This is a genomic window from Streptomyces sp. CNT360 (genome assembly GCF_000424785.1).
In genome coordinates this window covers 264,273-290,645 of sequence record NZ_AUKO01000013.1, presented here as the reverse complement: position 1 = coordinate 290,645, position 26,373 = coordinate 264,273, and the positions used below count along the sequence as shown (strand labels likewise).

At 69.6% G+C, this 26,373-nt stretch carries 18 protein-coding genes; 15 read left to right on the top strand and 3 right to left on the bottom strand.

Going from position 1 to position 26,373, the window contains the following annotated elements:
• The first annotated feature begins 344 nt into the window (after positions 1–344).
• Positions 345–3,830: a GH92 family glycosyl hydrolase gene (locus H297_RS0115870; RefSeq protein ID WP_486589530.1), complete on the top strand. Its 3,486-nt coding sequence runs from the start codon at positions 345–347 to the stop codon at positions 3,828–3,830.
• A 97-nt stretch (positions 3,831–3,927) separates the two neighbouring features.
• Here H297_RS0115870 and acnA read toward each other — a convergent pair whose 3' ends face one another.
• Both acnA and H297_RS0115860 read right to left on the bottom strand, forming a co-directional pair.
• A complete protein-coding gene (gene acnA / locus H297_RS0115865) occupies positions 3,928–6,660 on the bottom strand; it encodes an aconitate hydratase AcnA (protein WP_027737859.1) in 2,733 nt (910 codons plus the stop codon).
• A 503-nt stretch (positions 6,661–7,163) separates the two neighbouring features.
• The gene (locus tag H297_RS0115860) at positions 7,164–8,366 is read right to left on the bottom strand and encodes an MFS transporter (protein ID WP_027737858.1); all 1,203 of its coding nucleotides are present in this window, start codon (positions 8,364–8,366) and stop codon (positions 7,164–7,166) included.
• 38 nt (positions 8,367–8,404) lie between these two features.
• Between H297_RS0115860 and H297_RS0115855 the strand changes: the two genes are divergently transcribed.
• From H297_RS0115855 to H297_RS0115830, 6 genes are all read left to right on the top strand, one after another.
• A complete protein-coding gene (locus H297_RS0115855) occupies positions 8,405–9,001 on the top strand; it encodes a CGNR zinc finger domain-containing protein (protein WP_027737857.1) in 597 nt (198 codons plus the stop codon).
• Positions 9,002–9,148: 147 nt separating this feature from the next.
• Entirely contained in the window at positions 9,149–10,540 is a 1,392-nt protein-coding gene (locus tag H297_RS0115850) for an amino acid permease (RefSeq protein ID WP_027737856.1), read from the top strand.
• 329 nt (positions 10,541–10,869) lie between these two features.
• A complete protein-coding gene (locus H297_RS0115845; protein WP_027737855.1) occupies positions 10,870–12,399 on the top strand; it encodes a UDP-N-acetylglucosamine 1-carboxyvinyltransferase in 1,530 nt (509 codons plus the stop codon).
• Positions 12,400–12,800: 401 nt separating this feature from the next.
• Positions 12,801–13,067 carry a hypothetical protein gene (locus tag H297_RS0115840; protein ID WP_199787203.1) on the top strand — a complete coding sequence of 89 codons (267 nt, stop codon included), beginning with the start codon at positions 12,801–12,803 and terminating at the stop codon, positions 13,065–13,067.
• Between the two features lie 10 nt (positions 13,068–13,077).
• Entirely contained in the window at positions 13,078–15,678 is a 2,601-nt protein-coding gene (locus H297_RS0115835; protein ID WP_027737853.1) for a DEAD/DEAH box helicase family protein, read from the top strand.
• Positions 15,679–15,937: 259 nt separating this feature from the next.
• Complete coding sequence (locus H297_RS0115830) at positions 15,938–16,873, top strand: DUF5655 domain-containing protein (protein WP_027737852.1); 936 nt, start codon at positions 15,938–15,940, stop codon at positions 16,871–16,873.
• A 99-nt stretch (positions 16,874–16,972) separates the two neighbouring features.
• Here the strand turns inward: H297_RS0115830 and H297_RS0115825 are convergent, their stop codons facing one another.
• Positions 16,973–17,719, bottom strand: coding sequence for a DNA-methyltransferase (locus H297_RS0115825; protein WP_027737851.1), 747 nt, complete (start codon positions 17,717–17,719; stop codon positions 16,973–16,975).
• A 580-nt stretch (positions 17,720–18,299) separates the two neighbouring features.
• Between H297_RS0115825 and H297_RS0115820 the strand changes: the two genes are divergently transcribed.
• The 8 genes from H297_RS0115820 to H297_RS0115785 all read left to right on the top strand — a co-directional run bounded on the left by H297_RS0115820 (position 18,300) and on the right by H297_RS0115785 (position 26,269).
• Positions 18,300–19,445, top strand: coding sequence for a C40 family peptidase (locus tag H297_RS0115820; protein ID WP_027737850.1), 1,146 nt, complete (start codon positions 18,300–18,302; stop codon positions 19,443–19,445).
• Between the two features lie 91 nt (positions 19,446–19,536).
• The gene (locus H297_RS0115815) at positions 19,537–19,845 is read left to right on the top strand and encodes a DUF6112 family protein (protein ID WP_023421641.1); all 309 of its coding nucleotides are present in this window, start codon (positions 19,537–19,539) and stop codon (positions 19,843–19,845) included.
• Positions 19,845–20,525: a hypothetical protein gene (locus H297_RS0115810; RefSeq protein ID WP_027737849.1), complete on the top strand. Its 681-nt coding sequence runs from the start codon at positions 19,845–19,847 to the stop codon at positions 20,523–20,525. The genes H297_RS0115815 and H297_RS0115810 overlap by 1 nt, the downstream gene beginning before the upstream one ends.
• Before the next feature lie 28 nt (positions 20,526–20,553).
• Entirely contained in the window at positions 20,554–21,927 is a 1,374-nt protein-coding gene (locus H297_RS0115805; protein WP_027737848.1) for an SCO6881 family protein, read from the top strand.
• A 135-nt stretch (positions 21,928–22,062) separates the two neighbouring features.
• The gene (locus H297_RS0115800) at positions 22,063–23,529 is read left to right on the top strand and encodes an SCO6880 family protein (protein WP_027737847.1); all 1,467 of its coding nucleotides are present in this window, start codon (positions 22,063–22,065) and stop codon (positions 23,527–23,529) included.
• Positions 23,530–23,554: 25 nt separating this feature from the next.
• A complete protein-coding gene (locus H297_RS0115795; protein WP_027737846.1) occupies positions 23,555–24,007 on the top strand; it encodes a DUF6238 family protein in 453 nt (150 codons plus the stop codon).
• A gap of 25 nt (positions 24,008–24,032) precedes the next feature.
• Positions 24,033–25,538: an ATP-binding protein gene (locus tag H297_RS0115790; protein ID WP_027737845.1), complete on the top strand. Its 1,506-nt coding sequence runs from the start codon at positions 24,033–24,035 to the stop codon at positions 25,536–25,538.
• Between the two features lie 95 nt (positions 25,539–25,633).
• Positions 25,634–26,269, top strand: a complete 636-nt coding sequence (locus H297_RS0115785; protein WP_027737844.1) for a hypothetical protein — start codon at positions 25,634–25,636, stop codon at positions 26,267–26,269.
• Positions 26,270–26,373: the final 104 nt, after the last annotated feature.

The following is a 26,373-nucleotide window of genomic DNA, read 5'->3' as shown; positions in this document are numbered from 1 at the left end:
CAGGACTCAGGCGGTGTACCGGTCTCCCGTCAACTCGCCACCGGCGAAGGGCCCGACACCGCGGGTGAAGTGCAAGCTGGGTGGTGCGGGTTGTGCGATGGTGCGCCAGTGATACGGCCGCCCGCGCGCGGGTACCGCTCAAGGTGCGGACAGGTATAGTCCACTCTTCGCCATCTGAGCAAGATCGAGAACGCCTCGGTCCGCCATCTTTCCCGAGTTGAGACCTGTGCCGAATTCCATGGCGCCTCGTGCACCCCAACACCCTTGACACGGGCGGTTTCCCGTAGATTACTGGTCGTCGAAAATCACAACTGACAACGTTGTCGGCCTGTTGAGAGGTCCGTGTGCCCCACAGCCCCCTGCTCCGACTCCGTAAGGCCGCCCGCCGCAGACCCGCCGGCTTCCGTGCGATACCCGCCGCAGCGGCGCGCCGGTCCGCCGCGGGCCTCGTCCTCGCACTCCTGGCCACCACCGGGCTCCAGGCCACCGCCGTCGCCCAGCCCGACCCCGGCTCCGAGGGGCAGCCCGCCCGGTTCGCCTCCTCCTTCGAGCCGGACACCCCGGCACCGGACTGGAACAGCACCGTCGAAACCGGCCCCGACGGCTCCCCCCGCGCGCACGGTGTCACCCACGACGGCAAGCCCGGACTCGCCACCCGCACCGGCACCGGGCCCGAGGACTCCCCCACCGCCAAGACGGGTGCCGGCTTCACCGGCACCCACGCCCTGCGCTTCTCCGGCACCCGCACCGGCTCCGGGCACGACTACGCCGTCAACAAAATCTTCGACGTCGACCTCACCGTCACCCGTGACACCGTGCTCTCCTACCGGCTCTTCCCGGAGATGCCGAAGGGCGACCGCAGTTACGCCGCCACGCACGTGGCCGTCGACCTCGCCTTCACGGACGGCACCTACCTCAGCGAGCTGCCCGCCACCGACAGCCACGGCAACCGGCTGAGCCCGGCCGCGCAGGGCGCCGCCAGGACGCTGTACGTCAACCAGTGGAACAACGTCGAGGCCCGGATCGGCGCCGTCGCCCAGGGCAGGACCGTCGACCGGGTGCTGCTCGGCTACGACAGCGGCGAAGCCGCCAGGAGTGCGGCGAACGGCTCCGGCGCGCTCGGGGGCTGGCTGGACGACGTACGGATGGCCCCCGACAAACCGTCGACGGGCGCCCGGTCGACGGGCCACCACACCGGCAGCCTCTCCGACCACGTGATCACCACCCGGGGCACCAACTCCAGCGGCTCCTTCTCACGCGGCAACAACTTTCCCGCCACCGCCGTCCCGCACGGCTTCAACTTCTGGACGCCGGTGACCGACGCGGGAGCCAAGGACTGGCTGTACTCGTACGCGCAGGGCAACAACGCGGACAACCTGCCGAGCCTCCAGGCGTTCGGCGCCAGCCACGAGCCCAGCCCGTGGATGGGTGACCGGCAGACGTTCCAGGTGATGCCGACCACGGCCAAGGGCACCCCGGACGCGGACCGCAAGGCCCGCGCACTGCCCTTCCGGCACGCGGACGAGACGGCGCGGCCGCACTACTACGGTGTCACCTTCACCAACAAGCTGCGAGCGGAGGTCACCCCGACCGACCACGCGGCGATGATGCGCTTCACCTTCCCCAAGAAGAACGCCGGCCTGGTCTTCGACAACGTCGACGACAACGCCGGGCTCACCCTCGACACCGAGCGGGGCATCGCCACCGGCTGGTCCGACGTCAAGAGCGGGCTGTCCACGGGCGCGACACGGATGTTCGTCTACGCCGAGTTCGACGCCCCGGTCACCGGCGGCGGGAAGCTGAGCAGCGGCGGCAGCAAGGACGCCGCGGGCTACCTGCGCTTCTCCCCCGGCGCCGACCGTACCGTGTCGATGCGGATCGCCACCTCGCTGATCAGCGTCGACCAGGCGAAGGCCAACCTGCGGGCCGAGATTCCGCGGTCGCGCTCCTTCGAGCAGGTCGAGCACCGGGCACAGCAGCAGTGGGACGACCTTCTCGACGTCATCGAGGTCGAGGGCGCCACACCCGACCAGCTCACCACTTTGTACTCCAACCTCTACCGGCTCTACCTCTACCCCAACGCCGGCCACGAGAAGGTGGGAACGAAGAAGCGGTACGCCAGCCCCTTCTCCCCCGCCGAGAAGCCGGACAGTCCGACCGAGACGGGCTCGAAGATCGTCGACGGCGAGGTGTACGTCAACAACGGCTTCTGGGACACCTACCGCACCACCTGGCCCGCCTACTCCCTCTTCACGCCGAAGCAGGCGGGGAAGATGGCCGACGGCTTCGTCCAGCAGTACAAGGACGGCGGCTGGGTCTCGCGCTGGTCCTCCCCCGGTTACGCGGACCTGATGACCGGCACCTCATCCGACGTGGCGTTCGCCGACGCGTACCTCAAGGGCGTCGACTTCGATGCCGAGGCCGCCTACGAGGCAGCCCTGAAGAACGCCACCGTCGCCCCGCCCGACCCGGGCGTGGGCCGCAAGGGCATGAGCACCTCGCCCTTCCTCGGCTACACCAGCACCGACACCAAGGAGGGCATGTCCTGGGCGCTGGAGGGCTACCTCAACGACTTCGGCATCGCCCAGATGGGCAAGGCGCTGTACAAGAAGACCGGTGAGAAGCGGTACAAGGAGGAGTCGAACTACTTCTTCCAGCGTGCCCGCGGCTACGTCCACCTCTTCGACAAGAAGATCGACTTTTTCCAGGGCCGGAACGCGGACGGCACCTGGCGGCTGTCCCCCGAGGCGTACGACCCGCGCGTGTGGGGCCACGACTACACCGAGACCAACGGCTGGAACTTCGCGTTCACCGCGCCCCAGGACACCCGCGGCCTGGCCGACCTGTACGGGGGCCGCAGCGGTCTCGCCAAGAAGCTGGACACCTACTTCTCCACCCCCGAGACGGGCGAGGAGAAGTACGCCGGCAGCTACGGCGGCATCATCCACGAGATGACCGAGGCCCGCGACGTCCGGATGGGCATGTACGGGCACAGCAACCAGCCCGCGCACCACGTCGCCTACCTGTACGACGCGGCCGGAGCGCCGTGGAAGACCCAGGAGAAGGTCCGCGAGGTCCTCTCCCGCCTCTACGTCGGCAGCGAGATCGGCCAGGGCTACCCGGGCGACGAGGACAACGGGGAGATGTCCGCCTGGTACGTCTTCAGCTCCCTGGGCTTCTACCCGCTGGTCATGGGCTCCCCCGAGTACGCCGTCGGCTCCCCGCTGTTCACCAAGGCGACCGTGCACCTGGAGGGCGGCAACGACCTGGTGATCAAGGCGCCGAGGAACAGCGCGAAGAACATCTACGTCCAGGGCCTCAAGGTCGACGGCAAGACGTGGCGCTCCACGGCTCTCCCCCACAAGCTGCTGGCCAAGGGCGGCACGCTGGAGTTCGCCATGGGGCCGAAGCCCTCGAAGTGGGGCGCCGGCCCGGGCCAGGCGCCGACCTCCCTGACCAAGGGCGACAAGGCGCCCTCACCCCAGGAGGACGTGAGCAGGCCCGGTGACTCGCCGCTGGGCGACGACACCTCCGAGACGGCGGGGGAGGTCACCGACGCGCCGGTGACCGTGGAGAAGGGCGCCCACGTCACGTCGTACACGCTCACCTCCGACGACCACGACAAGGCCCCCGCAGGCTGGAAGCTGCAAGGGTCCCGCAACGGCAAGACCTGGCACACGGTGGACCGCCGCACGGGCGAGACCTTCCGCTGGAACAAGCAGACCCGCGTCTTCGCCCTCCGCCACGCGGGCCACTGGAAGAGCTACCGCCTGGTCCCGGCCGATCCCGGCTCCCGCCTCGCGGAAGTGGAACTGCTGGGCAGACGCTGAGGGTTGCGACGACCGGCCGCGCCCGCGGCCGGCAAGGCGGCCGGGCCGCACCCCGCGGAGGGGTGCGGCCCGGCGTGTGTCGGCGTGCGGTGAGACGTCAGTCGCGGATCAGCGAGCGGAGGACGTACTGGAGGATGCCGCCGTTGCGGTAGTAGTCGGCCTCGCCGGGGGTGTCGATGCGGACGGTCGCGTCGAACTCGACACCGGTGTCGGTGGTGACCTTGACCGTGGCCGGGGTCTCACCGTCGTTGAGGGCGGTGATGCCGGTGAGGGTGAAGGTCTCCTCGCCGCTCAGGCCGAGGTCGAGCGCGGAGCTGCCCTCGGGGAACTGGAGCGGCAGGACGCCCATGCCGATGAGGTTCGAGCGGTGGATGCGCTCGTACGACTCGGCGATGACCGCGCGGACGCCGAGCAGCGCGGTGCCCTTGGCCGCCCAGTCGCGGGAGGATCCGGAGCCGTACTCCTTGCCCGCGAGGATGACCAGCGGGATGCCCTGCGCCTGGTAGTTCTGCGAGGCGTCGTAGATGTAGGAGACCGGGGCCTCCCCGCCTTCGGCCGCCCGGGTGAAGTCCCGGGTGAAGCCGCCCTCGGTGCCCGGCGCGATCTGGTTGCGCAGGCGGATGTTGGCGAACGTACCGCGGATCATCACCTCGTGGTTGCCGCGCCGCGAGCCGTAGCTGTTGAAGTCGCGGCGGGCCACACCGTGCTCGGTGAGGTACTGGCCGGCCGGGGTGTCGGCCTTGATGGCGCCGGCCGGGGAGATGTGGTCGGTGGTGACCGAGTCTCCGAGCTTGGCCAGCACGCGGGCGCCCTCGATGTCGGTGACCGGGGCCGGCTCCATGCCCATGCCCTCGAAGTAGGGGGGCTTGCGCACGTAGGTGGACTCGGCGTCCCACTCGAAGGTGTTGCCGGTGGGGACCGGGAGGGCCTGCCACTGGGCGTCGCCGGCGAAGACGTCGGCGTAGTCCTTGGTGAACATCTCCTGGCCGATCGCGGAGGCGACGACCTCCTCGACCTCCTGTTCGGAGGGCCACAGGTCCTTCAGGTGGACGGGGTTGCCGTCCTGGTCGGTGCCCAGGGCGTCCTCGGTGATGTTCACCTTCATGGACCCGGCCAGCGCGTAGGCGACCACCAGCGGCGGGGACGCCAGGTAGTTCATCTTGACGTCGGGGTTGATCCGGCCCTCGAAGTTGCGGTTGCCGGACAGCACCGAGACGACGGCCAGGTCGTTGTCGTTGACGGCCTGGGAGACCTCGTCCGGCAGGGGTCCGGAGTTGCCGATGCAGGTGGTGCAGCCGTAGCCGACGAGGTTGAAGCCGAGCTTGTCCAGGTAGGGGGTCAGGCCCGCGCGGTCGTAGTAGTCCATGACGACCTGGGAGCCGGGGGCCAGGGTGGTCTTGACCCAGGGCTTGCGGGTCAGGCCCTTCTCCACCGCCTTCTTGGCCAGCAGCGCGGCGCCGACCATGACGTAGGGGTTGGAGGTGTTGGTGCAGGAGGTGATGGCCGCGACGGCGACGGCTCCGTGGTCCAGGTCGTAGGTGACGCCGTCAGGTCCGGTGACCTGGACCGGCTTGCTGGGCACGCCGTTGGAGACGGCGGGCGCGTCGGAGGCGGGGAAGGACTCCTTGCCCGCCTCGTCGCTGTCGGTCTCGGAGACGTAGTTGACCACGTCGAGGCCGAACTGGTGCGCCGCGTCGGCCAGGGCGATGCGGTCCTGCGGGCGCTTCGGCCCGGCGATGGAGGGGACGACCGTGGCCAGGTCCAGCTCCAGGTACTCGCTGAACTCCGGCTCGCGGGACGCGTCGTGCCACAGACCCTGTTCCTTGGCGTAGGCCTCGACCAGGGCGAGCTGCTCGGCGCTGCGGCCGGTCAGCTTCAGGTAGTTGATCGTCTCCTCGTCGATCGGGAAGATCGCCGCGGTGGAGCCGAACTCCGGCGACATGTTGCCGATGGTGGCGCGGTTGGCCAGCGGCACCGAGGCGACGCCCTCGCCGTAGAACTCGACGAACTTGCCGACCACACCGTGGTGGCGCAGCATCTCGGTGATGGTGAGCACCAGGTCGGTGGCGGTGGTGCCGGTGGGCAGCTCGCCTGTCAGCTTGAAGCCGACGACGCGCGGGATGAGCATCGAGACGGGCTGGCCCAGCATCGCGGCCTCGGCCTCGATACCGCCGACGCCCCAGCCCAGGACGCCCAGGCCGTTGACCATGGTGGTGTGCGAGTCGGTGCCGACCAGGGTGTCGGGGTAGGCCTGGCCGCCCCGGACCATGACGGTGCGGGCCAGGTGCTCGATGTTGACCTGGTGGACGATGCCGGTGCCGGGCGGGACGACCTTGAACTCGTCGAAGGCGCCCTGGCCCCAGCGCAGGAACTGGTAGCGCTCGCGGTTGCGGCCGTACTCCAGCTCGACGTTCTTCTTGAAGGCGTCGGAGGTGCCGAAGGTGTCGGCGATGACGGAGTGGTCGATGACCAGCTCGGCCGGGGCCAGCGGGTTGATCCGGTCGGCGTCGCCGCCGAGCTCCTTGACGGCCTCCCGCATGGTGGCCAGGTCCACGACGCAGGGCACGCCGGTGAAGTCCTGCATGATGACGCGGGCCGGCGTGAACTGGATCTCCTGGCTCGGCTGCGCGTTCGGGTCCCAGTTGCCGAGGGCGCGGATGTGGTCGGCGGTGATGTTGGCGCCGTCCTCGGTGCGGAGCAGGTTCTCCAGCAGGACCTTCAGGCTGTAGGGCAGCCGGTCGGAGCCGGCCACCTTGTCCAGCTTGAAGATTTCGTACGACTCGTTGCCCACCTGCAGCGTGCTGCGGGCGTCGAAGCTGTTCGCCGACACGACAGTCTCCTTCAGTGCCTTGTGTGCATCGGCCGCCGGTGCGCTATGGTGAGCGAGTCACGAAGTTAGGTAAGCCTTACTTGGCTTGCCCGCCCCTTCGTGTCGCCTCGCGACAGCGACCACGACGTATGCCGTCGCCAGTTATCTCGATGTCGAGATAACTCTAGTACACGACTGCCTGCCGGTCATGCCTGCCCCCGAGTGATCCCGCGCAGCGCAGGTCGAGCACGTCACCGAAGGCCGCTGACCGGGGGGCCTCCCTCCCGGATGACGAGTGCTCGCTCAGGGCTGCCTGCCCGGAAAAACCGGCTGTCCCGGGGGACGGCGAGGAAGCCGGTACGCGCGTACGGCGGTCCTGCACGGGGCGTCTTCGACCTGGAACTCTCCTACAACGGGTCGGCAGCAGCAACGAGCTGAAGCTCCGGCGGCGCGGTCCACCTGCGGCCCGTCTGCCGATGCGTGCGACGCCCCGGTCCGCCCCGGCGGCCGGTCCCGAAGATCGCTCAAGTCGACCTCGTACTGTCCGCAGACGAGCGGGCGGCTGTCGACGGGATCGCGAAGAAGGCCACCGCCGCGAGGACCGCCACGCTTGCTGCGAGCGCCGAAGCGCCTGGCAGGGACCATGTCGCGAGTGGCCCGGTAACCGCTGCCCCCAGGGCGAATCCCGTTGTCTTGAGGCTGGCACCGGTGGTGAAGATCTGACCCCGCAGATGATCCGGGGACTCCCGGTGGCGGACTGCGAACAGCGCGGCCAGCTGAGGCCCCTCAGCGACCCCCATGACGAGTACGGCGACGAAGAGCACGACCGGCCAACCCGACGCGACCAGGGCCAGCGCGGCTGCCTGGACCAGAGCACCGGCCCAGATGATCGTGTCGGGGGCGACCGCACGCGGGAACCGGGCGAGTACGACGTCGGCCACCACGGCGGAGAGCGCCACGCAGGAGAGCAGCACAGCACCGCGGCCGGCCCCGCCCAGGACGCGCTCGCCGAGGAGCGGGACACACGCCATCAGCATGCCCTGGGCGACGCAGGAGACGGTCGAGGCGAGGGTGGCCCGGGCCAGGGACGGTCTTCCGACGATGATCCGCATCCCGGCAGCGAGGTCGCTGATCACCGACGCCGGCCGAGCGCCCCGGGCCCGGCCGGGACGGGCAGGCAGCATCCCTGCGGCGGGCAGCGCCGCGGCGATGAGCACCACCGAGACGACCACGGCCGGCGGTGCTCCCCACACCTCCGCCACGCCGCCCGCGAGAGCCGGACCGGCCAGGCTCGCCACGCTGAACGTCATCGCATCGAGCGCGTTCGCCCGCGGCAGGTGCTCGCCAGGCGCCACACGCGGCAACTGGGCCGTCCATCCGCCCGACAGGGCCGGCCCCAGCAGTCCCGTCAGCACGGCGATCAGGAGGACGACTGCGAACGGCACCCGGCCCAGTCCCACGAGGATCACGGACAGCCCCGCCGCATACAGGACGAGGGCCCCGGCCAGCAGGCGCCCCGGGCGCCCTGCCCTGTCGAGGAGGACCCCGAGCACCGGCCCGCCTGCAGCAGCGGAGATCGTGATGCCCGCCAGCAGCGACGAGGCCTCGACGGTCGACCCGGAAAGGGCGAATCCCGCCAGCATCAGCGCCGGTCCTGACATCTCGTCCCCGGTGCGGGCTGCCACTGCTCCGGCGAGATAGGACGGGAGCGGGTAACGCCTTCTCATGAGCAGGACGTTACGGAAGTAACTCAGAACTCAGCAAGATGCGTTACCTTCCTCAGGTGCCTTCCCACAGTGACGACTGGTCCACCCGGCACTCCGTGCTGGCCACGGCTCGCCGGACCGCCGCCCTGATCAATGCCCTCACCGTCGACTGCCCCGACCCGGCCGACGTCGCCGGCGTACTCCGCGACTACGGCGAGAGCGATCCCCTCGACCTCACCGCCCGCGACGTCGCCGGGATGCGCGCAGCCGCCGCAGTGCTGCGGCACGTCTTCGCCGCCGAGCACGTCGATGACGCCGCAGCCGCCCTCAACCGCCTGCTGCGGGACCACACCGGACCGCTCCGCCTGACCTCGCACCGCGGCAGCACCCCCTGGCATCCCCACCTCGACCACGACGACGACGCACCCTGGGACGAGTGGTTCCTCGCCTCGTCCTGCATGGCCCTGACCGTCCTGGTCTGGGACCGCCAGCGCCCGCCCGGCAAGATCTGCGCCTCACCCAGTTGTGACAACGTCTTCCTCACCCAGGGCAGCGGCCCGGAACGCCGCTACTGCTCCCGCCGGTGCGCGACCCGGGAACGCGTGGCAGCCCATCGGCGCTCCCGCTCCGCCGGGCAGCCGAGCGGGACCGAGTAGGGCGCCGCGGACCGGACGCGGCGTCGCTCGGGCTTCGACGAGAGACGCCCGCCCTGCGCTGCGGCGGATCACGAGCAGCCGCACGCGGAGCAGCCCGATCGGGTCCGCCCCATGGACCCGCGGCCCTCCCTCCCGCACAGTGGTGCCGTGTCCACCTCAGATCCAGCGGTCCCCCCACCGCGCGGACCGGAAGAGGCCGCAGGCCCCGGAGGGCCGGGCGGGCCGGAGCTGAAACGAGCCATCGGCCCCAAGCTGCTGATCCTGTTCGTGATCGGCGACATCCTGGGCACCGGGATCTACGCCACCACCGGCAAGGTCGCCGGCAAGGTGGGCGGGGCGCTGTGGCTGCCGTTCGCGATCGGGTTCGTCGTGGCACTGCTGACCGCCGCCTCGTACGTGGAACTGGTCGGCAAGTACCCGAAGGCCGCCGGCGCCGCCCTCTACACGCAGCGGGCGTTCAAGGTGCCCTTCGTGACCTTCATCGTCGCCTTCATGGTGATGTGCTCGGGCCTGTCCTCGGCGAGCGCGGCGGCGCTGGCCTTCAGCGGGGACTACCTGGACGAGCTGACACACGGCGCCGTGCCCTCGACGCTGGTCGCGATCCTGTTCGTGCTCGCGCTGGCCGGGCTGAACCTGCGGGGCGTCTCGGAGTCCGTGAAGGCCAACGTCGTACTGACCCTGGTCGAGGTCACCGGCCTGGCCGTCATCCTCGGCATCGGCGTGTACGCGGTCGTGACCGGGAGCGGCGAGCCCTCCCGGCTGGGCGACCTGGAGACGGGCGGCACCGGCTACGCGCTCTTCTCCGGGGTACTGGGCGCCACCGCGCTGGGCTTCTTCGCTTTCGTCGGCTTCGAGGACTCCGTCAACATGGCCGAGGAGACCGTGGACCCGCAGCGCACCTTCCCGCGCGGCATCTTCCTCGGCGTCGCCGTCACGGGCACCGTCTACGTTCTCGTCGCCCTGGTCTCCTCGCTGCTGGTACCCACCGGCACGCTGGAGAAGTCGAGCGGCCCGCTGCTGGAGGTCGTCAAGGCCGGCGGGGTGCACTTCCCGCACGAGCTGTTCGCGGTGATTGCGCTGTTCGCGGTCTCCAACTCCGCGCTGATCAACGTCATGATGGCCTCCCGGCTGTGCTACGGCATGGCGAACGAGCGGATCCTGCCGCGCGCCATGGGCAGGGTGCTGGCCGGGCGCCGTACACCCGTGACCGGCATCGTCTTCGTCACCCTGCTGGCGATCGGGCTGGTTGCCACGGGCGAGATCGCCGGCCTGGGCGACACGACCTCGTTCCTGCTGCTGTGCGTCTTCGCCGTGGTCAACGTGGCGGTACTGGTGCTGCGCCGCGACCGGGTGCCGCACCGGCACTTCCGGGCCCCGACGGTGGTGCCCGTGCTGGGGGCCGTCACCGCGCTCATCCTGGCCAGCCCGCTGGCGGACCGCGATGCCGCCGTCTACGTCCGGGCGGGTGTCCTGCTGGTGATCGGCATTGTCCTGTGGGCGGTCAACAAGCTGGTGCTGAAGGCGCGCCGGGAGAGCTGAGGGAGGCGGCGGGACCGAGTACGTTCCGGGCCGTCTTGAAGGCCCGCGCTGTTTCGGGACCCGACACGGTCTCGTGAGTCCGGCGCAGTCGCCGGGGCCCGGCACCGCCTGTCGAGGGTCCCGGACTTCGCGCTTTTCCGGCCCCGGCGCCGCATGAACCCGGCGCCGCGGGGAAACCCGGTGCGCCGGTCCCCGCACCGTCGGACCCCTTGGCATCAACGGGAGCCGGCCGCAACCCGAGCTGCGGCATTCGGGCGGTTGTCGGGGTGACCCGCGCGTCACCCACCCCCGCGCGCGCCGCTATCTCACATCTGAGATAGTCTCCTGACATGACCGACGACTACCTCGCCCGTATCGGCCAGTTGATCCGTGACGCCCGGCAGCACCGCGGCATGACGCAGTCTCAACTGGCCGAAGCGCTCGGCACCAGCCAGAGTGCGGTCAACCGCATCGAGCGCGGAAACCAGAACATCAGCCTTGAGATGATCGCCCGCATCTCCGAAGCGCTGGACAGCGAAATCGTCTCGCTGGGGTACTCGGGCCCGATGCACCTGCGCGTCGTGGGCGGGCGGCAGCTGTCCGGCAGCATCGACGTCAAGACGAGCAAGAACGCGTGCGTGGCCCTGCTGTGCGCCTCGCTGCTCAACTCCGGGCGGACAGTGCTGCGCCGGGTCGCCCGGATCGAGGAGGTCTACCGGATCCTGGAGGTGCTCTCCTCCGTCGGAGTGCGGTGCCGGTGGATCAACGGCGGCGCCGACCTGGAGATCGTGCCGCCCGCGGAACTGGACCTGGACTCGATCGACGAGGAGGCCGCACGGCGCACGCGGAGCATCATCATGTTCCTCGGTCCGCTGCTGCACCGGATGGACCACTTCCGCATCCCGTACGCGGGCGGTTGCGACCTGGGCACCCGGACCGTCGAGCCGCACATGAGCGCGCTGCGCCACTTCGGTCTGGCGATCACCGCGACCGAGGGCATCTACCACGCCGACGTGGAGACGGGCGTCGCACCCAAGCGCCCGATCGTGCTGACGGAACGCGGGGACACCGTCACCGAGAACGCGCTGCTGGCCGCGGCCCGGCACGACGGCGTGACGGTCATCCGCAACGCCTCCTCCAACTACATGGTCCAGGACCTGTGCTTCTTCCTGGAGCAGTTGGGCGTGCGCGTGGACGGCATCGGCTCCACGACGCTGACGGTGCACGGCGTTCCGGTCATCGACACGGACGTGGACTACTCCCCGTCCGAGGACCCGGTCGAGGCGATGAGCCTGGTCGCCGCGGCAATTGTCACCGAATCGGAGCTGACGGTGCGGCGCGTGCCCGCCGAGTTCATGGAGATCGAGCTCGCGGTCCTGGAGGAGATGGGCCTCGACTTCGACCGCAGCGCCGAGTACCCGGCCGACAACGGACGCACGAGGCTGACGGACCTGACGGTGCGGCCCTCCAAGCTGGAGGCGCCCATCGACAAGATCCACCCCATGCCGTTCCCCGGCCTCAACATCGACAACGTCCCCTTCTTCGCCGCGATCGCCGCCTCGGCGCAGGGCAAGACCCTCATCCACGACTGGGTCTACGACAACCGGGCCATCTACCTGACCGACCTCAACCGGCTCGGCGGCAGGCTCCAGTTGCTCGACCCGCACCGGGTGCTGGTCGAGGGCCCCACCCGCTGGCGCGCCTCCGAGATGATGTGCCCGCCCGCGCTGCGCCCGGCCGTCGTGGTGCTGCTCGCCATGATGGCCGCGGAGGGCACCTCCGTGCTGCGGAACGTGTACGTGATCAACCGCGGGTACGAGGACCTCGCGGAGCGGCTCAACGAGGTGGGCGCGCAGATCGAGACCTTCCGCGACATCTGATCGGTAGGAGTGTCGTGCCCCTAGGAGATGAGGGGCACGACACTCCTAAATGCCTTCTGACCTGCTGTTACACACTTGCACAACCCTCCATTGATCATCGCTGTTTTTCATCATCTCGTGCAACGTACGTGCAAGATGATCTTGAATTGGTGACGAGGCGTCAGGGACGCCTGAGCGATCGTCAGCCTTCACGGAGAGTGCTCGCCACCGGGACCTCGTCATGCCGTCGACGCGCTACTCGAGGTCGCGCTCTAGGGCCCCGAGCAGTTCGTTCTCCGAAATGCCCCTCCAGAGCGAGGGGGTTGAGGTCACGGGGCGCCGCCCTTGGCCCCGCTCCTCAATCGCCGGAGGGGCTTTCTCGCACCCTAGTGCCGTGCTCGTTTCTGCGCTAAAACCTGCCTATGCGATCAACATCGAGCACGCTCGGGCGTTCTGGACGCCTCAGGTCCCTCGTCACCGTGGCCCTCGTCGGGCTGGCGGCCGCACTCGCCGGGCCCGGACAGGCGGCCCGGGCCGCCGACAACTCCGGAGCCCTCGGCGAGGTCACCGGGTTCCATCTCGACAAGGCCCGCTACATCTTCGACGCCGGGCCCGCCGAGGCCCGGGTCAGCCAACGAGAGCAGCGCGGAGTTACCGCCAGCGCCGTAGAGTTCTTACTCTACGAGTGAGGGGTGAACGGTGGCATACGCTGCGAAGCCGGACTTCGAACAGAACCTCACGGATTTCAGATCGGGGAGGTTCACTCAGCTTCGGCCTGGTCAGCTCCAGGTCCTCGCTGCATACGCGGAGCAGCACCTCGACACGCCAGATCTGGCGATCGAGATGCCCACGGGTGAAGGCAAGACGCTGCTGGCGTTGCTCATCGCCGATCACGCCCTCACCCGCGGGTGGTCAGTGGCCTACCTGGCCGGCACCCGCCAACTCGCCGAGCGGGTCGAAGAGGAAGCCGAAGCGCTAGGACTAGATGTTGTCCGCTTTGCCTCGAAGGACTACGGCGGCGCCAAGCTCGACGACTTCCACCAGGCCCAGGCTGTCGGTGTCATGAACTATTGGGTCTACTTCAACAGCAGGCCCGTTCCACAGCCCGCCGACCTGGTCATCTTTGACGACGCCCATCTCGCAGAGCAACCCCTCAGCGGCTTGCAGACCCTACGCATCCCCGACATACCCGGCCCTGCTCGCCAGCTCTACCAAACAATCTGTGAGCTGGTGGCGGCTCACACCGATGCATACCCCGGACTCAGCGCGATGCTCGACGGCTCCGCCCGACCCGGCACCCCACCCGAGCTGCTGTCCTTCAGCGACTGGGATGCGATCACAGGTCCGGCACGCGATGCCATCGAGGCATCGCCTCTCGTCACGGATCGCGAGTTGAGGGACGAGGCGATGTATGTCTGGCCCACAGTCCGCGACCACCTCACCCGATGCGGCATCCTGATCGGACCCTCCGGCATCGAAATCCGCCCCTACCACCCCCCAACTGCGCTCAATACCCAGTACAGCCGGGCCAAGCAGCGGATCTACCTGTCGGCCACCCTCGGCTCGATGGACGACCTCCAGCGGCGAGTCGGCGGCGGGCCGGTCACCCGCCTGACTACCGCGTCGCCGCTGCCGTCTAGCGCGACCGGCGCACGACGTCTGGTGCTCAATCCCAGTGCCGAACCTGCCTTCGCCCAGAACGTCCTTGGCTGGGCTCTCGCCCAAGCCCAGGCGGCCGGAGGCCGAGCGGCCTGGCTGTGCGCCAGCCACGCCGAGGCGGACACCCTTGAGGAGACCCTCACCGCCAGCGGGCACCATGTCTACCGTCTCCGTCCCGGAGACGACTCGATGGTTGACACCTGGAGTCGAGTCGCGGCCGGGCACCTGATCACCGCTGGCCGCTACGACGGACTCGACCTCGCTGGCGACCTGTGCAAGCTGGTCATCATCACCACAGTCCCGCAGGCAAGCAGCGAGTTTGAACGTTTCGTCGTTGCCTATCTCGGCGACGCCAGCTTTATGCGCCACCGGGTCGGCCAGCGAGTCACCCAGGCCCTGGGCCGTGCCAATCGCGAACCGACCGACCGTTCTCTCTACCTTGGGCTGGACCCCAGCTTCGCCCAGATGCTCGCTGACCCGGCAGTCCGCAAGTCGATCCCCACGGGCACCGAACCCACCATCCGTGCCTCACTGGAGATCTACGACCGGGGCTGGGATGGCACCCTGCGTGCCTGCACGACCTTCTGGCAACCAGCCGCGCAACTGCTGGCAGATGCAGACACCACGGCCCCGGCGGGGCCGCGTCGCAAGGTTCGGCCCGGCCGTAGCGCCAGCGGGAGCAGCGACGTCTCCAGCGCCGACGCCGAGGTCTCCGCAGCGACCGATCTCTGGCTCGGCGACCACGCGGGAGCGGCCAAGAAAGCGAGTGAAGCAGCCGCCCAACTTGCTTTGGCTGGAGAAACCGAGCATGCAGCGTTCTGGCGCTATGTGGAGGCCCATGCCCACTTCGACCGTGGACGCCCACAAGATCGGGTCGCCGCGCGTAGGGCGCTGAAGGACGCCACCGCTGGCGGGCCCCGGACCACTTGGTTCCTCCGCCTGGCTCGCACCGTCGCCGACCTCGAAGGCTCCGAACACACCGCTGACGACACCGACCGGTTCTTCCTTGCCTGGGACGAGTGGCGTCGTGAAACCGGTGGTCGGCTGAACCGCATGCTGTCTGACGGACGCGCCTCGCTCATCGGTAGCCACGATCAGCAATGCGAAGGGTTGACCAGCCTTGCTCGTCTCGTGGGCGCCAGCGGCGAACGCCCACCCAAGTGGGAACAGAGCGCCACTGACTGCCGCTGGACGTGGTCCACGGTCAAGCGGGCCGAACGTCGCGTCTGGGAAGTCAAAACCGTTCCGAAGGGGGAGCCCCATCCGCTGAACCGCAGTGACGTGAACCAGCTGCTCGGTCAGATCGAGGTCGAGACGAGGCGCTCTGCGAAGACCCGCGTCATCGGCTGCCTACTCACCCCGGCGACCGCTACCGAGGACGATGCTGCCGAAGCAGCCCACGACAAGATTGTGCTGGTTAACCACGCTGCGGCTGTGCGGCTCTACGACGTGTTGGCCGACCGGCTCCGCAAGTACGACGGGCTATGCGGTGATAACGACGCCGAAGCGCGCGGTGACGCGCGTACGAGGATCGAGGCGCTCCTCCCACAAGAAGATGGCTGGCTGGGCAAGCTGCTCGCTCCCTCTCGTGGGCGACTAATCACCGCAGACGATGTAGGCGCCCTATTCCCGCCGACGTGACGGTCCCGCGCTGCTCAGGTGGCTGCATGGTGGTTGGCCGCCCTGAACGCGTCCAGACTTGATGGCGTTGCCGTCACGGAGAAGCGATCAGAACAAAGTAGAACACTCAGTCACAGTCTTCACCGCCGTCAGCCAGGCGTTTTCCGCTACTCCTCAGCGTGAAGCCTGACCCCACCAGACGGTCCGGCCAGCTAGAAGTGGAATAACCAGGGCGTTCGCGCGATTGGCTTCCTTGCAGAGATCGCGGGAGGGGGCGCTGGTGGCCGAGCTAATGATGTTCCGGCAGGACGCGAACGGACGGGACGTCGAGCTGGCCGGCTCGACGGTTGCGCTGGAGGTGGAGCTGCAGCGGCGGGTCGAGGCCGGCCTGGAGCAGATGCTGGGCGTCCGTTTCCTGGCCTCGGAGTATCCGACCGGGCCTTGGCACCGGGGGCGGATCGACACCCTGGGACTCGATGAGAACGGCAGCCCGGTGGTGATCGAGTTCAAGAAGGGCTCGGACAGCGGGGTGATGTCCCAGGCTGTCTCCTACCTGTCCTGGCTGGAGTCGGCGCACCACGAGTTCGAGGCGCTCGTGCGGAAGGTGCTGGGGGCGGAGGTCGCTGAGTCCGTCGACTGGCGTCGTCCGCGGATGATCTGCATCGCGGCGGGCTTCTCGCATCACGACCGGGTGGCGGTGCAGAGGTTGCCCGAGCGGATCGACCTAGTGCGCTACCGGATCTTCGACGGTGGCCTGCTAGGGCTGCTGCTCGTGGACTCCGCGACCGGCTTCCCGAGCGCTGCCTCGTCTCGCCGGGGCCGGGAGCGGGCACCCGTGGCGGACAGCGTGCCGACGGCTTCGGCGGTCTCTCCGCCTGCGGGCGGAGGAGCGGTGCCGGAGTGCCTGCGGGACCTGTACGCGGAGTTGGACGAGGCGCTCACGGCATGGGGCGAGGTGGAGGTGGCGTCCCTGCGGCACTACATCGCCTACCGGCGGTTGGTGAACGTAGCGTCGGTGATCTTCCGGCCGAAGCACGAAGCGATCCTGGTGTACCTCAGACTCGACCCCGACACGGTCGAGCTGGAGGAGGGCTTCACCCGGGACATGCGCGGTATCGGACACCTCGGGACCGGCGACCTGGAGGTCCGCGTCGTCTCGGCAGCCGACTTGGAGAAGGCGGCGCCGCTGATCCGGCGGGCGTTCGAGGCGGCTTGACGTAACAGGAGGGGCGGCTGGTGCATCGGTTAGTCGACGCTCCAGCCGCCCCTCTGGCGTCTGTGGGCCGCCGGCCCTGGCCTCTCTGCGCTCTCACGCTCATGCCTCCGGTCCGGCCAGCTCGAAGTCGTCCTTCGTCAGTTCGGCTCGCAGCCGCTCCTCGGCGACGTCGGCGTAGTGCGCGGACAGCTCGACGCCTACGAAGTGGCGTCCTTCGCGCAGGGCCGCGACCCCTGTGGAGCCGCTGCCGGTGAACGGGTCGAGGACGGTGCCGCCCTCGGGGCAGACCTGGACGAGCTGCTGCATGACCTCGACGGGCTTCTGGGTGATGTGAACCCGGCCCTTGCGGGGCTGGGAGGCGATGTAGTGCCCCGGCAGGTAGAGGTCGCGGGTGTTGTCGAGGGAGCCCTTGACGCCCCAGATGATGAACTCCGAGTCCTGCTTCGGCCCGCCCTTGCGGGGGCGGCTGGACGGCTTGATCCACGGGATCGTGCCGCTCCAGGTCCATCCCGCCATCTGCAGGGCGTCGGAGGTGGTCGGCTCCTGTCGCCAGTCGGTGAAGACCATGGCGACCGCGTGCTCGGTCGAGGCCCGGTACGCCTCGGTGAGCAGTTCGGTCAGCCAGGAGCGGTAGGAGCGCTGGTCGCGGTTCTCGCCGGGGAAGTTGGCGAGGTCGTGTGCCGAGTTGCTCGTGACGTACTTGGCGCGAGCGGTACGGCCGGTTCGGTCGGAGCTGGTGCGGCCCCCGGAGTTGTACGGCGGATCGGTGATCACCGCCTGGACGCTCTCGTCCGGGAGGGACTTCAGGACGGTCAGGGCGTCGCCTCGGTGCAGCGTGTAGCTCATGGGGAGGGCCTCTATTCGGGCGCGGCGGAGTCTGGACCTGCTCCGGGCAGCGCTCAACGGCGCGCATCCGGTGCGAGGTTGCAGCGGAGGTTAACGGTGAATTTCGGCCGCACCTAACGAGGTGGCTCCCTGCTTTGAGCCCTCGGATGGCAGTCGTTTGGTGCGGCCGGAATCCCGGTCTACTGTCTCGCCGTGCCACCGGGAAGGAGCGTTGCTCCACCCCCGTTGAGCTGTGCTTATCCGTGCTGTCTCGTCCAATCGAGCAGCGTCGAAGGCATGTTGCCCATCTGCCCGCGAGCGCCGTGAGGAGGCCCACGTGCACTGCCTGAGATTACGAGCGCGGCTGGCTGCCGCGCGTGACCTGAAACCGGCGTCGTGGAGCTACCAACTCCTCTGACCTGGGCCCGCCGAGAGGCGGATGCACATCGGCGCGGTGCCGACGGCTTTGCACGAGAAGTCGGCACCGCGCCTCCTACGAACACCGAGGAGCCGCTGCGATGCAGCATGCCCTGACACACCCGCGCCCCGACCCACCTCCGTCGTCTGGTTCGCACCGCCCTCGTGCTGAACGGCGGCGGCCGTGAAGAAGACGACGGGAGCCCTCGTCGGTCTGTGCGCCACCGGACCACTCCTGCTGGCACTGCCGATTCTCGGCATCGGTGCCGGGACCGCCTCGGCCTCGTGCTCGACCGACGGTGCACAGGGTGTGGACACCTCCGCCGTCGCCAAGCAGGTGAAGGCCATCTTGGACGGCGGCGACAAGGGCTCGGTCTCCGTGCCGGGCCTGGACGCGCCTGCCGACCAGGTGCCCAACGCCAAGACGATCCAGGCCACGGGTGTCGCGATGAACATCCCTGCCCGAGGGCAGGTCGTCGCCCTGGCGACCGCGCTGCAGGAGAGCGGCCTGCGGAACCTGACCTACGGCGATCGCGATTCGTTGGGTCTCTTCCAGCAGCGGCCGTCGATGGGCTGGGGCACGGCCAGCCAGATCCTTGACCCGGTGCACGCCTCGACGAAGTTCTACGAGGGGCTCAAGAAGGTCTCCGGGTGGCAGTCCCTCTCTGTTACCCAGGCCGCCCAGGCGGTGCAGAAGTCGGGCTTCCCCGAGGCGTACGCCAAGTGGGAGCCGCTGGCCACCGCGCTGCAGAAGGCCATCGCGCCCTTGCTGCAGGAGGCCGGCGGTGCATCGCCGAGCCCGTCGCCGTCCGGTTCTGCCGACACCGGCAGCCCCTCTCCCGATTCCGCGGGGGGTTGTTCGGCGGACGGCGACGGGACGGACTTCGGCACCATCCCGGCGGGCGCGTTGCCGGACGAGTACAAGATTCCCGCCTCCGCGCCGCCGAAGGTGCAGACGGCGATCCGGTGGGCGCTCGGCCAGCTCGGCACGCCGTATCAGTGGGGCGGCACGTGCACCGACTCCCACGGCAAGAACCCGATGGGCCGCTGCGACTGCTCCTCCCTGATGCAGGGCGCGTACAAGGCCGCCGGGGTCACCCTGACGCGGACCACGTACACGCAGGTCAAGGACGGCAAGGCCGTCTCGGTCGATGCCCTCGAGCCGGGCGACCTCCTCTTCACCGAGGGGACGGCCGCCGTACCGGAACACGTTGGGATGGCGATCGGCCAGGGCTTGATCGTCCACGCCCCGCACACCGGCGACGTCGTACGGATCACCACCGTCGCGTCCTGGAAATCGCGGATTCTCGCGGCCCGCCGAGTCGTCTGACCGACGCTCCTCCCCCTCCTCGCCTCCCCCCTCGCACCGCTTGTTCGCCCCGCCGGGCTTTGGCGCTGCGCTCCCTCGAACTGGAGTTCCCATGTATCTCGCTGACCAGGTCATACAGCTCGCCTACGACCCCGGAATCAAGCCGAACGAGGGCGGACTCCCCGGCCTCAACGTCCTCAAGCAGGTGATGGGCTCGATCAACCTCTTCGGGCTCATCGCCGTGGTCGGCGCCCTCGCCGTCAGCGCGGGCGTATGGGCCTGGGGCCATCACTCGGGCGGTCACCAGGCGGAGGCGAACGGGAAGAAGGGCGTGCTGGTCAGCGCGGGCGCGGCCCTTCTGCTCGGTGCGGCCAACGGCGTGGTGGCCTTCTTCTCGACGCTCGGGACGCAGGTCCACTGATGGCTCAGCACTCCACACACCCCGGCGGCGCATCTCGCGTGCGCCGCCGGGCGCTGCTCGGCACTGCCGTCCTGGCGGTGCTCGTCGCCCTCGCCGGCCTGGCCGCATACCTCACCCGCGAGAGCCGAAGCCCCTCCGATACTCCTGCGCCACCGTCGAGTTCGCCCACGGCCTCCTCGTCGTCCGCGGCACCGTCCAGGCCGCACACCCGACCCCGCGCTCTCCCCGTCCCGCCGAAAACCCACGACCCGATCACGTACGGCAAGGCCGCCGCAGCAGCGCTGTGGTCGTACGACACCCACGCGTACTCGCAGCCCGAGCTGCGCAAGGCGCTGCGCGGCTGGCTGACCACGGAGTCGAAGTACGCCGATCCGGCCTCCGTCGACCAGGCGGTCCCCTCGGCCGTGCTGTGGAAGGAGATGGCCGCCAACAAGCAGGCAGCCACCGCCAAGATCAACGAGGGCCACTTCCCGCACGCCTTCACCCAGGCCCTCCAGGACGACCCCGGGGCGATCACCCAGGCGTACGTCTACGCCGTCACGGTCTCCGGCAAGCAGTCGATTCGCTGGAAGGGCTCGGCCGCCGGCGGCGCGGAGAGCCGTTCCACCACCCTCGCGGTCCAGTGCCGGCCCAACCACCCCTGCGCTCTGGTCGGCGTCATGCCGTCCGTCGCTCCCTGACCCTCGCCCCAGAACGGAGGTACGACCCATGGGAGTCTGCGACTTCCCGCTGATGGACAAGGTGTGCGGCGCTGTCGACTTCGCCACCAACCCCGCCGGCACCGTCACCGACGGTCTCGGCGCGTGGATCGCGAAGTCGGCGGGTGAGCTGGCGTCCAGCGCGGCCGACCTGGCCGCCAAGGCCGTCAACAAGACGACGGCGATCGACCTCAACGCGGGATGGTTCCGCGACAACTACGAGCTGCTGCTGCCCATCGGCCTCGCCCTGACCGTCGGCATCTTCTGCATCCAGCTCATGACCGCGGCCTGGCGCCGAGACGAACGCGCACTCGCCAAGGCGGCGTTCGGCACCATGACCGGAGTCCTGTTCAGCTTCTCCGCCATCGCCTTCACCACCGTCGCCATCACCGTGGTCGACGCGCTGTCCGACGGCCTCTTCAAAGCCGCCAACACCTCGATCGACGATGCGATCCGCCGTGTGATCAAGGTCGATCAGATGGGGGCCATGTACGGCCTCGGCTGGGGTGTGCCCGCGCTGGTCGCCTTCGGGTGCGCGATCGGCGCCTTCCTCTACTGGGGCGTGATGGTCGCCCGCAAGGTCGGCGTCCTGATCATGGTCGCGCTCGCCGTGTTCGCCGGGGCGGGCGGCGGCTGGGAGGTCGCCAAGCGGTGGCGGCGCGGCTGGATCGAGGCCACCGGCACCCTCATCGTCTCCAAGCTCCTGATGACCGTCGTCTTCCTCATCGGCGTCTCCGCCATGGGCAAGACCGACGCCAGCGACGGGATGGCGGCCCTGTCCGACGCGATGGCCGGCATCGTCGTGATGGTCCTGGTGCTGCTCTGCCCCTACGCGACGTACAAGTTCGTGCACTGGGCCAGCGATGGTGGTGGTCACGACGACATGCACCGTACCGGCGTCGCCGGCATGGCAGTCGCCGCCGGAGCGGCCAAGACCGTGGGCAGCCTCGCGATGCGGGCCAGCACCGGCACCCCCGCTCCGCAGGGGCCGAACCAGGTCCCCGGGGCAGGGACCGATGGCGTCGCCTCCGGTATCAACCCCTCGGGCACCAACCTCAGCAAGGAGGGGATCGACGCTGGGCCGCCCAAGCAGCAGACCCGCTTCCGGTACGGCGAGGACCCCAACGCCTCCGGCGACAAGGGCCGTGCCCTGATCCAGCGCCCCGGGATCCCGCCGCTGATCACCCGGCCCGGCGAGGACGAACCGGATGGGTCCGAATCGACTGCCCATGGCGTCTCGGGCGGTTCGGGTCAACTCGCAGCCGCAGCGGCTCCGCGCGGCAACATGACCTCCATGCCGCCTGCTGGCCCCACGCCGTCGGCCGCCGGTTCTCCGACGCCGAGCAACTGGGTGTATCCCACCCAGCCGCCGTCGGGTTCCTGACCCACATCCCCGGGGGCGGGCCGCACTCCACGGCCTGCCCCCGCCTCTGCCCGATCAACAGGAAGGTTTCGCCATGACGTCCAGAAGACCGCCGCGCGCCCCGTCCTCCGCCCGCTCCCACCGTCTGGAACCACCATGTCCGGCAAGGACCAGTCCTCCACGCCCACCGTGAAGTTTCCCCACCGCAGCAGGCGCGGCGTCCTGCTCGGCCTGACCGTCCCGCAGTTGGCCGTCGCCGGACTCACCGGCCTTCTCCTTCTCACCGTCATCCTCGCCCGAGGCGTGGTCGGCGCTCTCCAGCTCATACCGCTGTGGGCGGTCATCGCCCTGCTCGTCTTCGTCCGCCACCGAGGCCGCGCATTGGCCGACTGGGCCCCGATCGTCGTCCGCTACGCGCTGCGCCGGATGCGAGGCCAGCTCGTCTGGCTCACCCGGCCCTCCCGCCGGCCGACCCGCGAGGGGCTGCTGCACCTTCCCGGCACTGCCGCCAGCCTGCGCGTGGCCACCGCTCCCGACGGTAAGTACGGCGCCGTCCACAACCCGCACACCGGGACGCTGACCGCGGTGGTCAAGGTCTCCTCCCGCGCCTACGCCCTGCTCGACCCGGGCACCCAGCAGGCCAACGTCGGCGGCTGGGGACGCGCGCTGGCGGCCCTCGCCCGTACCGGACAGATCGCCCGCATCCAGGTGATCGAGCGCACCATCCCCGACTCCGGCGACGCGCTGCGCCGCTACTGGGAAGAGCACGGCCGACCCGACACCCCAATGGCCGGCGCGATCTACAACGAGCTGATCCAGAGCGCCGGCCCCGCAGCCGCCCCGCACGAGGCGTACGTCGCGGTGTCCTTGGACACCAAGGCGGCCCGTCGGCTGATCAACCAGGCCGGTGGCGGTCTCACCGGTGCCTTCAGTGTCCTCGCCCAGCTCACCTCCACGTTCGACCAGGCGGCGCGGACCGCCGGTCTCACCCCGACGGGCTGGCTCACAGCCCGCGAGATCGCCGCCGTGGTGCGCACCTCCTACGACCCGAAGGCGCTGGCGACACTCGACCGCTGGTCCACGGCCGGTCGCCCCGAGGCCGAGCCCGCCGCTGCCGGCCCCGTCGTGGTCGTCGAAAAGGCGGACCACATCGCCACTGACTCCGCCGTGCACGCCACCTACTGGGTGGAGAACTGGCCGCGCACCGAGACGTCGGCCGGGTTCCTGCACCAGCTCCTTTTCACCGGCGGCGTCCGGCGCACGCTGTCGCTCTCCTATGAGCCGAAGAACCTCGACGCCGCCCTGCGCGACGTGCAGCGCAAGAAGTCCAGCGTGATCGCCGACGCCGCCGAACGGGCCCGGCGCGGTCAGGTCGACTCCGAGGCGGACTCACTCGAGTACCAGGACATCAAGTCTCGCGAACGCCAGCTCATCGCCGGGCACGCCGATGTCGCCCTGACCGGTCTGCTGACCGTCTCAGCCGACACCGAGGACGAGCTGCGCACCGCCTGCGCCGTCGTGGAGACCGCCGCTGTCGGCGCCCAGCTCGATCTCCGGCCGCTGACCTGGCAGCAGGCCGAGGCGTTCGCCGCCGCCGCCCTGCCGCTCGCGCTCGCTGCCTGACCCTTCCCTTCGAAGGAGCACCCTCATGTCCCGCACCACCAGCCCGACCGCGCAGGACTTCGTGCCCTTCGCCACCGCCGCACTCGACTTCCACCGGGCGCTCAACATCCCGGGCAGCCCGCTGGTCACCACCCGGGCCGAACTGGACGCCCTGCACGCCCACCTCGTCTCGCTGTACGGGCTGCTCGACGCCCACGCCGGTCGCACCGGGCAGCTCGTGGCGATCGAGGGCGACCAGCTCCGTACCGCCCGCACCCGCATCTGGCAGGCCGCCGAGCACCTCCACGCCGCCTACCACGCGGCACCCCGCCCGGATTCCGGCGAGGTCCCCGAACCGGAGGCGTGCCAGACCGGCCTTCCAGAGGGCGCACCGGAACTGACCATCTGCCAGCGCCACCAGCGCACCGCTCATCTCGTGCGGCGGCGCACCACCCCGGCCGACCTGCACGCCCCGTTCACCGGCCTCGTCCGCCGCTGATCCATCCCTCACCTGGAGAAACGTCATGCCCCGTACCCGCGCCAGTGCCTCCCCCCTGTTCGTGCCCCATAAGACGACACGCGCCGAGCAGCGGGCCGCCCGAGCCGATTTCACCGAGGCTCGCCGCCAGGCACGCCTCGCCGGAAGCCCGCCCAAGCACCGCGCCGAGCAGACCCTCGACCCGGATCTGCGGCCCACCTATCCGCTCGCGGGTCGCCCCGGTCCGGCGTCCGCCCGCGGCGGCAAGCTCGACCTGCCCGCCCACCGGATGACCACCGCGACAGCCAGCGGCGCGTACCCGTTCGTGGCCGAGGGCGGCCTGGGCGCCGAAGGGGTGTTCATCGGCCGCGATGTGCACGCGGAGGCGGCCTTCTGTTTCGATCCGTTCTCGCTCTACAACAGCGGCCGGATCGAAGGCTTCACGAACCCCAACGCAGTTCTGGCCGGGATCATCGGCATGGGCAAGTCGGCGCTGGCGAAGTCGATCGCCACCCGGTCGATCGCCCACGGCTACCGCGTCTACATCCCCTGCGACCCCAAGGGAGAGTGGACCGGCGTCTCGCAGGCCCTCGGCGGCTACAGCATCGCCCTGGGTCCAGGGCTCCCGGGCCGGTTGAATCCGCTCGATGCCCCGGCCCGCCCCGCCTCCGTCAGCAAGGAGGACTGGTGCACGGAGGTCCGCAAGCGCCGGCTGCTGCTCCTGGCCGGCCTCGCCCGTACCGTGCTGAAGCGCGATCTGCTGCCGATGGAACACACCGCTCTCGACCTCGCCTTGGACCTGGTCGTCGCCGATGCCATCGGTCAGGGCACGGTGCCGCTGCTCGGCGAGATCGCGCACGTACTCGGCTCCCCCGAACGCCTCGACCAGGCTCTCGGCCACCAGGCCGGACACCTCGGCTCGGCCGCCCAGGATCTCGCCCACGCCCTGCGACGCCTTGTGCACGGCGACTTGAGCGGCATGTTCGACGCCCCGTCCACGGTGTCGTTTGACCCGACCACACCGATGCTGTCCATCGACCTCTCCCGTCTCGGCGGCTCCGGCGACGACACAGCGCTGGTGCTCGCGATGACGTGTGCGAGCGCGTGGATGGAGTCAGCCCTGTCCGATCCCGATGGCGGTCGACGCTGGGTGATCTACGACGAGGCGTGGCGGCTGATGCGGCACGTCGGCCTGCTGGAGCGGATGCAGAGCCAATGGAAGCTCTCACGGGGGCTGGGCATCGCGAACCTGATGGTGATCCACCGGCTGTCGGACCTGCTCTCGGCGGGCGACGCCGGCTCGCGCGGTCGCGTGCTGGCCGAGGGCCTGCTCGCCGACTGCTCCACCCGCATCATCTACCGCCAGGAGCCGGACCAGCTCGCTGCCGCCGCATCCCTGCTCGGCCTGACCGGTGTCGAGACCCAGGCAGTGTCCGCCCTGACCAAGGGCCGGGGCCTGTGGAAGGTCGCCGGTCGCAGCTTCATCACCCAGCACATCCTCCACCCGGCCGAGCGGGAGCTGTTCGACACCGACGCCCGCATGGCGGCGTAGCCCAACGCCCAGCTCAGCAAAAGGGATCGATCATGTCTGCTACTTCTACTTCTCCTTTCTCCGATGATGACCAGCCGCCGCAGGTCGCAGAGCCCTTGGCGTGGCGACGGCACCTCCCGGCACTGGCCTCGGCCGCCGCCGGCATCAACGAGGCGTCCGACGCGTGGGATGCAGTCTCGGGCTCCCTCTGCGACGCGGACGGCTGGCCGCTGGACGACAAGGTCTACGGGGACGGGAAGGTCAAGCGGGACGCCGACGCGTGGAAGCACGCCGAGGTGTTCCTCGACCACGGACCCGAAGTGCTGGCCGGGGTCCGCGCCGCCGCCGACGGCCCCGACTACGTCGAGGGGCCGATCAGTGACGACCTCCGTCGGCTGCGCGGGATCGACACCACCCTTCTCCGGGCGGAGGAGCTGCGGCACGAGTGGGACGGCGTCATGGCGCTCATGGACGGTTCACAACCGAGCGTGCTCCACCTCTACCAGGAGCGCGCCGAGGAGCACCGCAACACCGAAGGCTGGCACTACGCACACGAACTGTCCTATCAGGGACCGGCGTTGGTGCGTATAGGCGAACTCCTCGCTCACCGGGCGGACACCGAACGGCCGGCGCAGACCGAACGGGCGCGCGTCGCCCTGACCCGGTCCCCTCACAACACCCCTGCTGCGTCACCCGCCTCTCCCTCAGTCCCCCCGGCGCCGCATCCGCCGGCTCCAGGTCAGTCGCGGTGATCCCTAGCGCGCAGTCACGGCCGCACCAAAACGCCCGATCACCGGATCCTCATGGATCACCGCACTCCCCCAGCCCACACTCCCGGCGGCTCACACCGTCCGGC

Bases quoted from the DNA above. Each gene is read 5' to 3' on its own strand.
- H297_RS0115860 (WP_027737858.1), bottom strand. From the start codon at position 8,366: ATGAGAAGGCGTTACCCGCTCCCGTCCTATCTCGCCGGAGCAGTGGCA.
- H297_RS0115855 (WP_027737857.1), top strand. From the start codon at position 8,405: ATGCGTTACCTTCCTCAGGTGCCTTCCCACAGTGACGACTGGTCCACC.
- H297_RS0115845 (WP_027737855.1), top strand. From the start codon at position 10,870: ATGACCGACGACTACCTCGCCCGTATCGGCCAGTTGATCCGTGACGCC.
- H297_RS0115840 (WP_199787203.1), top strand. From the start codon at position 12,801: ATGCGATCAACATCGAGCACGCTCGGGCGTTCTGGACGCCTCAGGTCC.
- H297_RS0115825 (WP_027737851.1), bottom strand. From the start codon at position 17,719: ATGAGCTACACGCTGCACCGAGGCGACGCCCTGACCGTCCTGAAGTCC.
- H297_RS0115815 (WP_023421641.1), top strand. From the start codon at position 19,537: ATGTATCTCGCTGACCAGGTCATACAGCTCGCCTACGACCCCGGAATC.
- H297_RS0115810 (WP_027737849.1), top strand. From the start codon at position 19,845: ATGGCTCAGCACTCCACACACCCCGGCGGCGCATCTCGCGTGCGCCGC.
- H297_RS0115805 (WP_027737848.1), top strand. From the start codon at position 20,554: ATGGGAGTCTGCGACTTCCCGCTGATGGACAAGGTGTGCGGCGCTGTC.
- H297_RS0115800 (WP_027737847.1), top strand. From the start codon at position 22,063: ATGTCCGGCAAGGACCAGTCCTCCACGCCCACCGTGAAGTTTCCCCAC.
- H297_RS0115795 (WP_027737846.1), top strand. From the start codon at position 23,555: ATGTCCCGCACCACCAGCCCGACCGCGCAGGACTTCGTGCCCTTCGCC.
- H297_RS0115790 (WP_027737845.1), top strand. From the start codon at position 24,033: ATGCCCCGTACCCGCGCCAGTGCCTCCCCCCTGTTCGTGCCCCATAAG.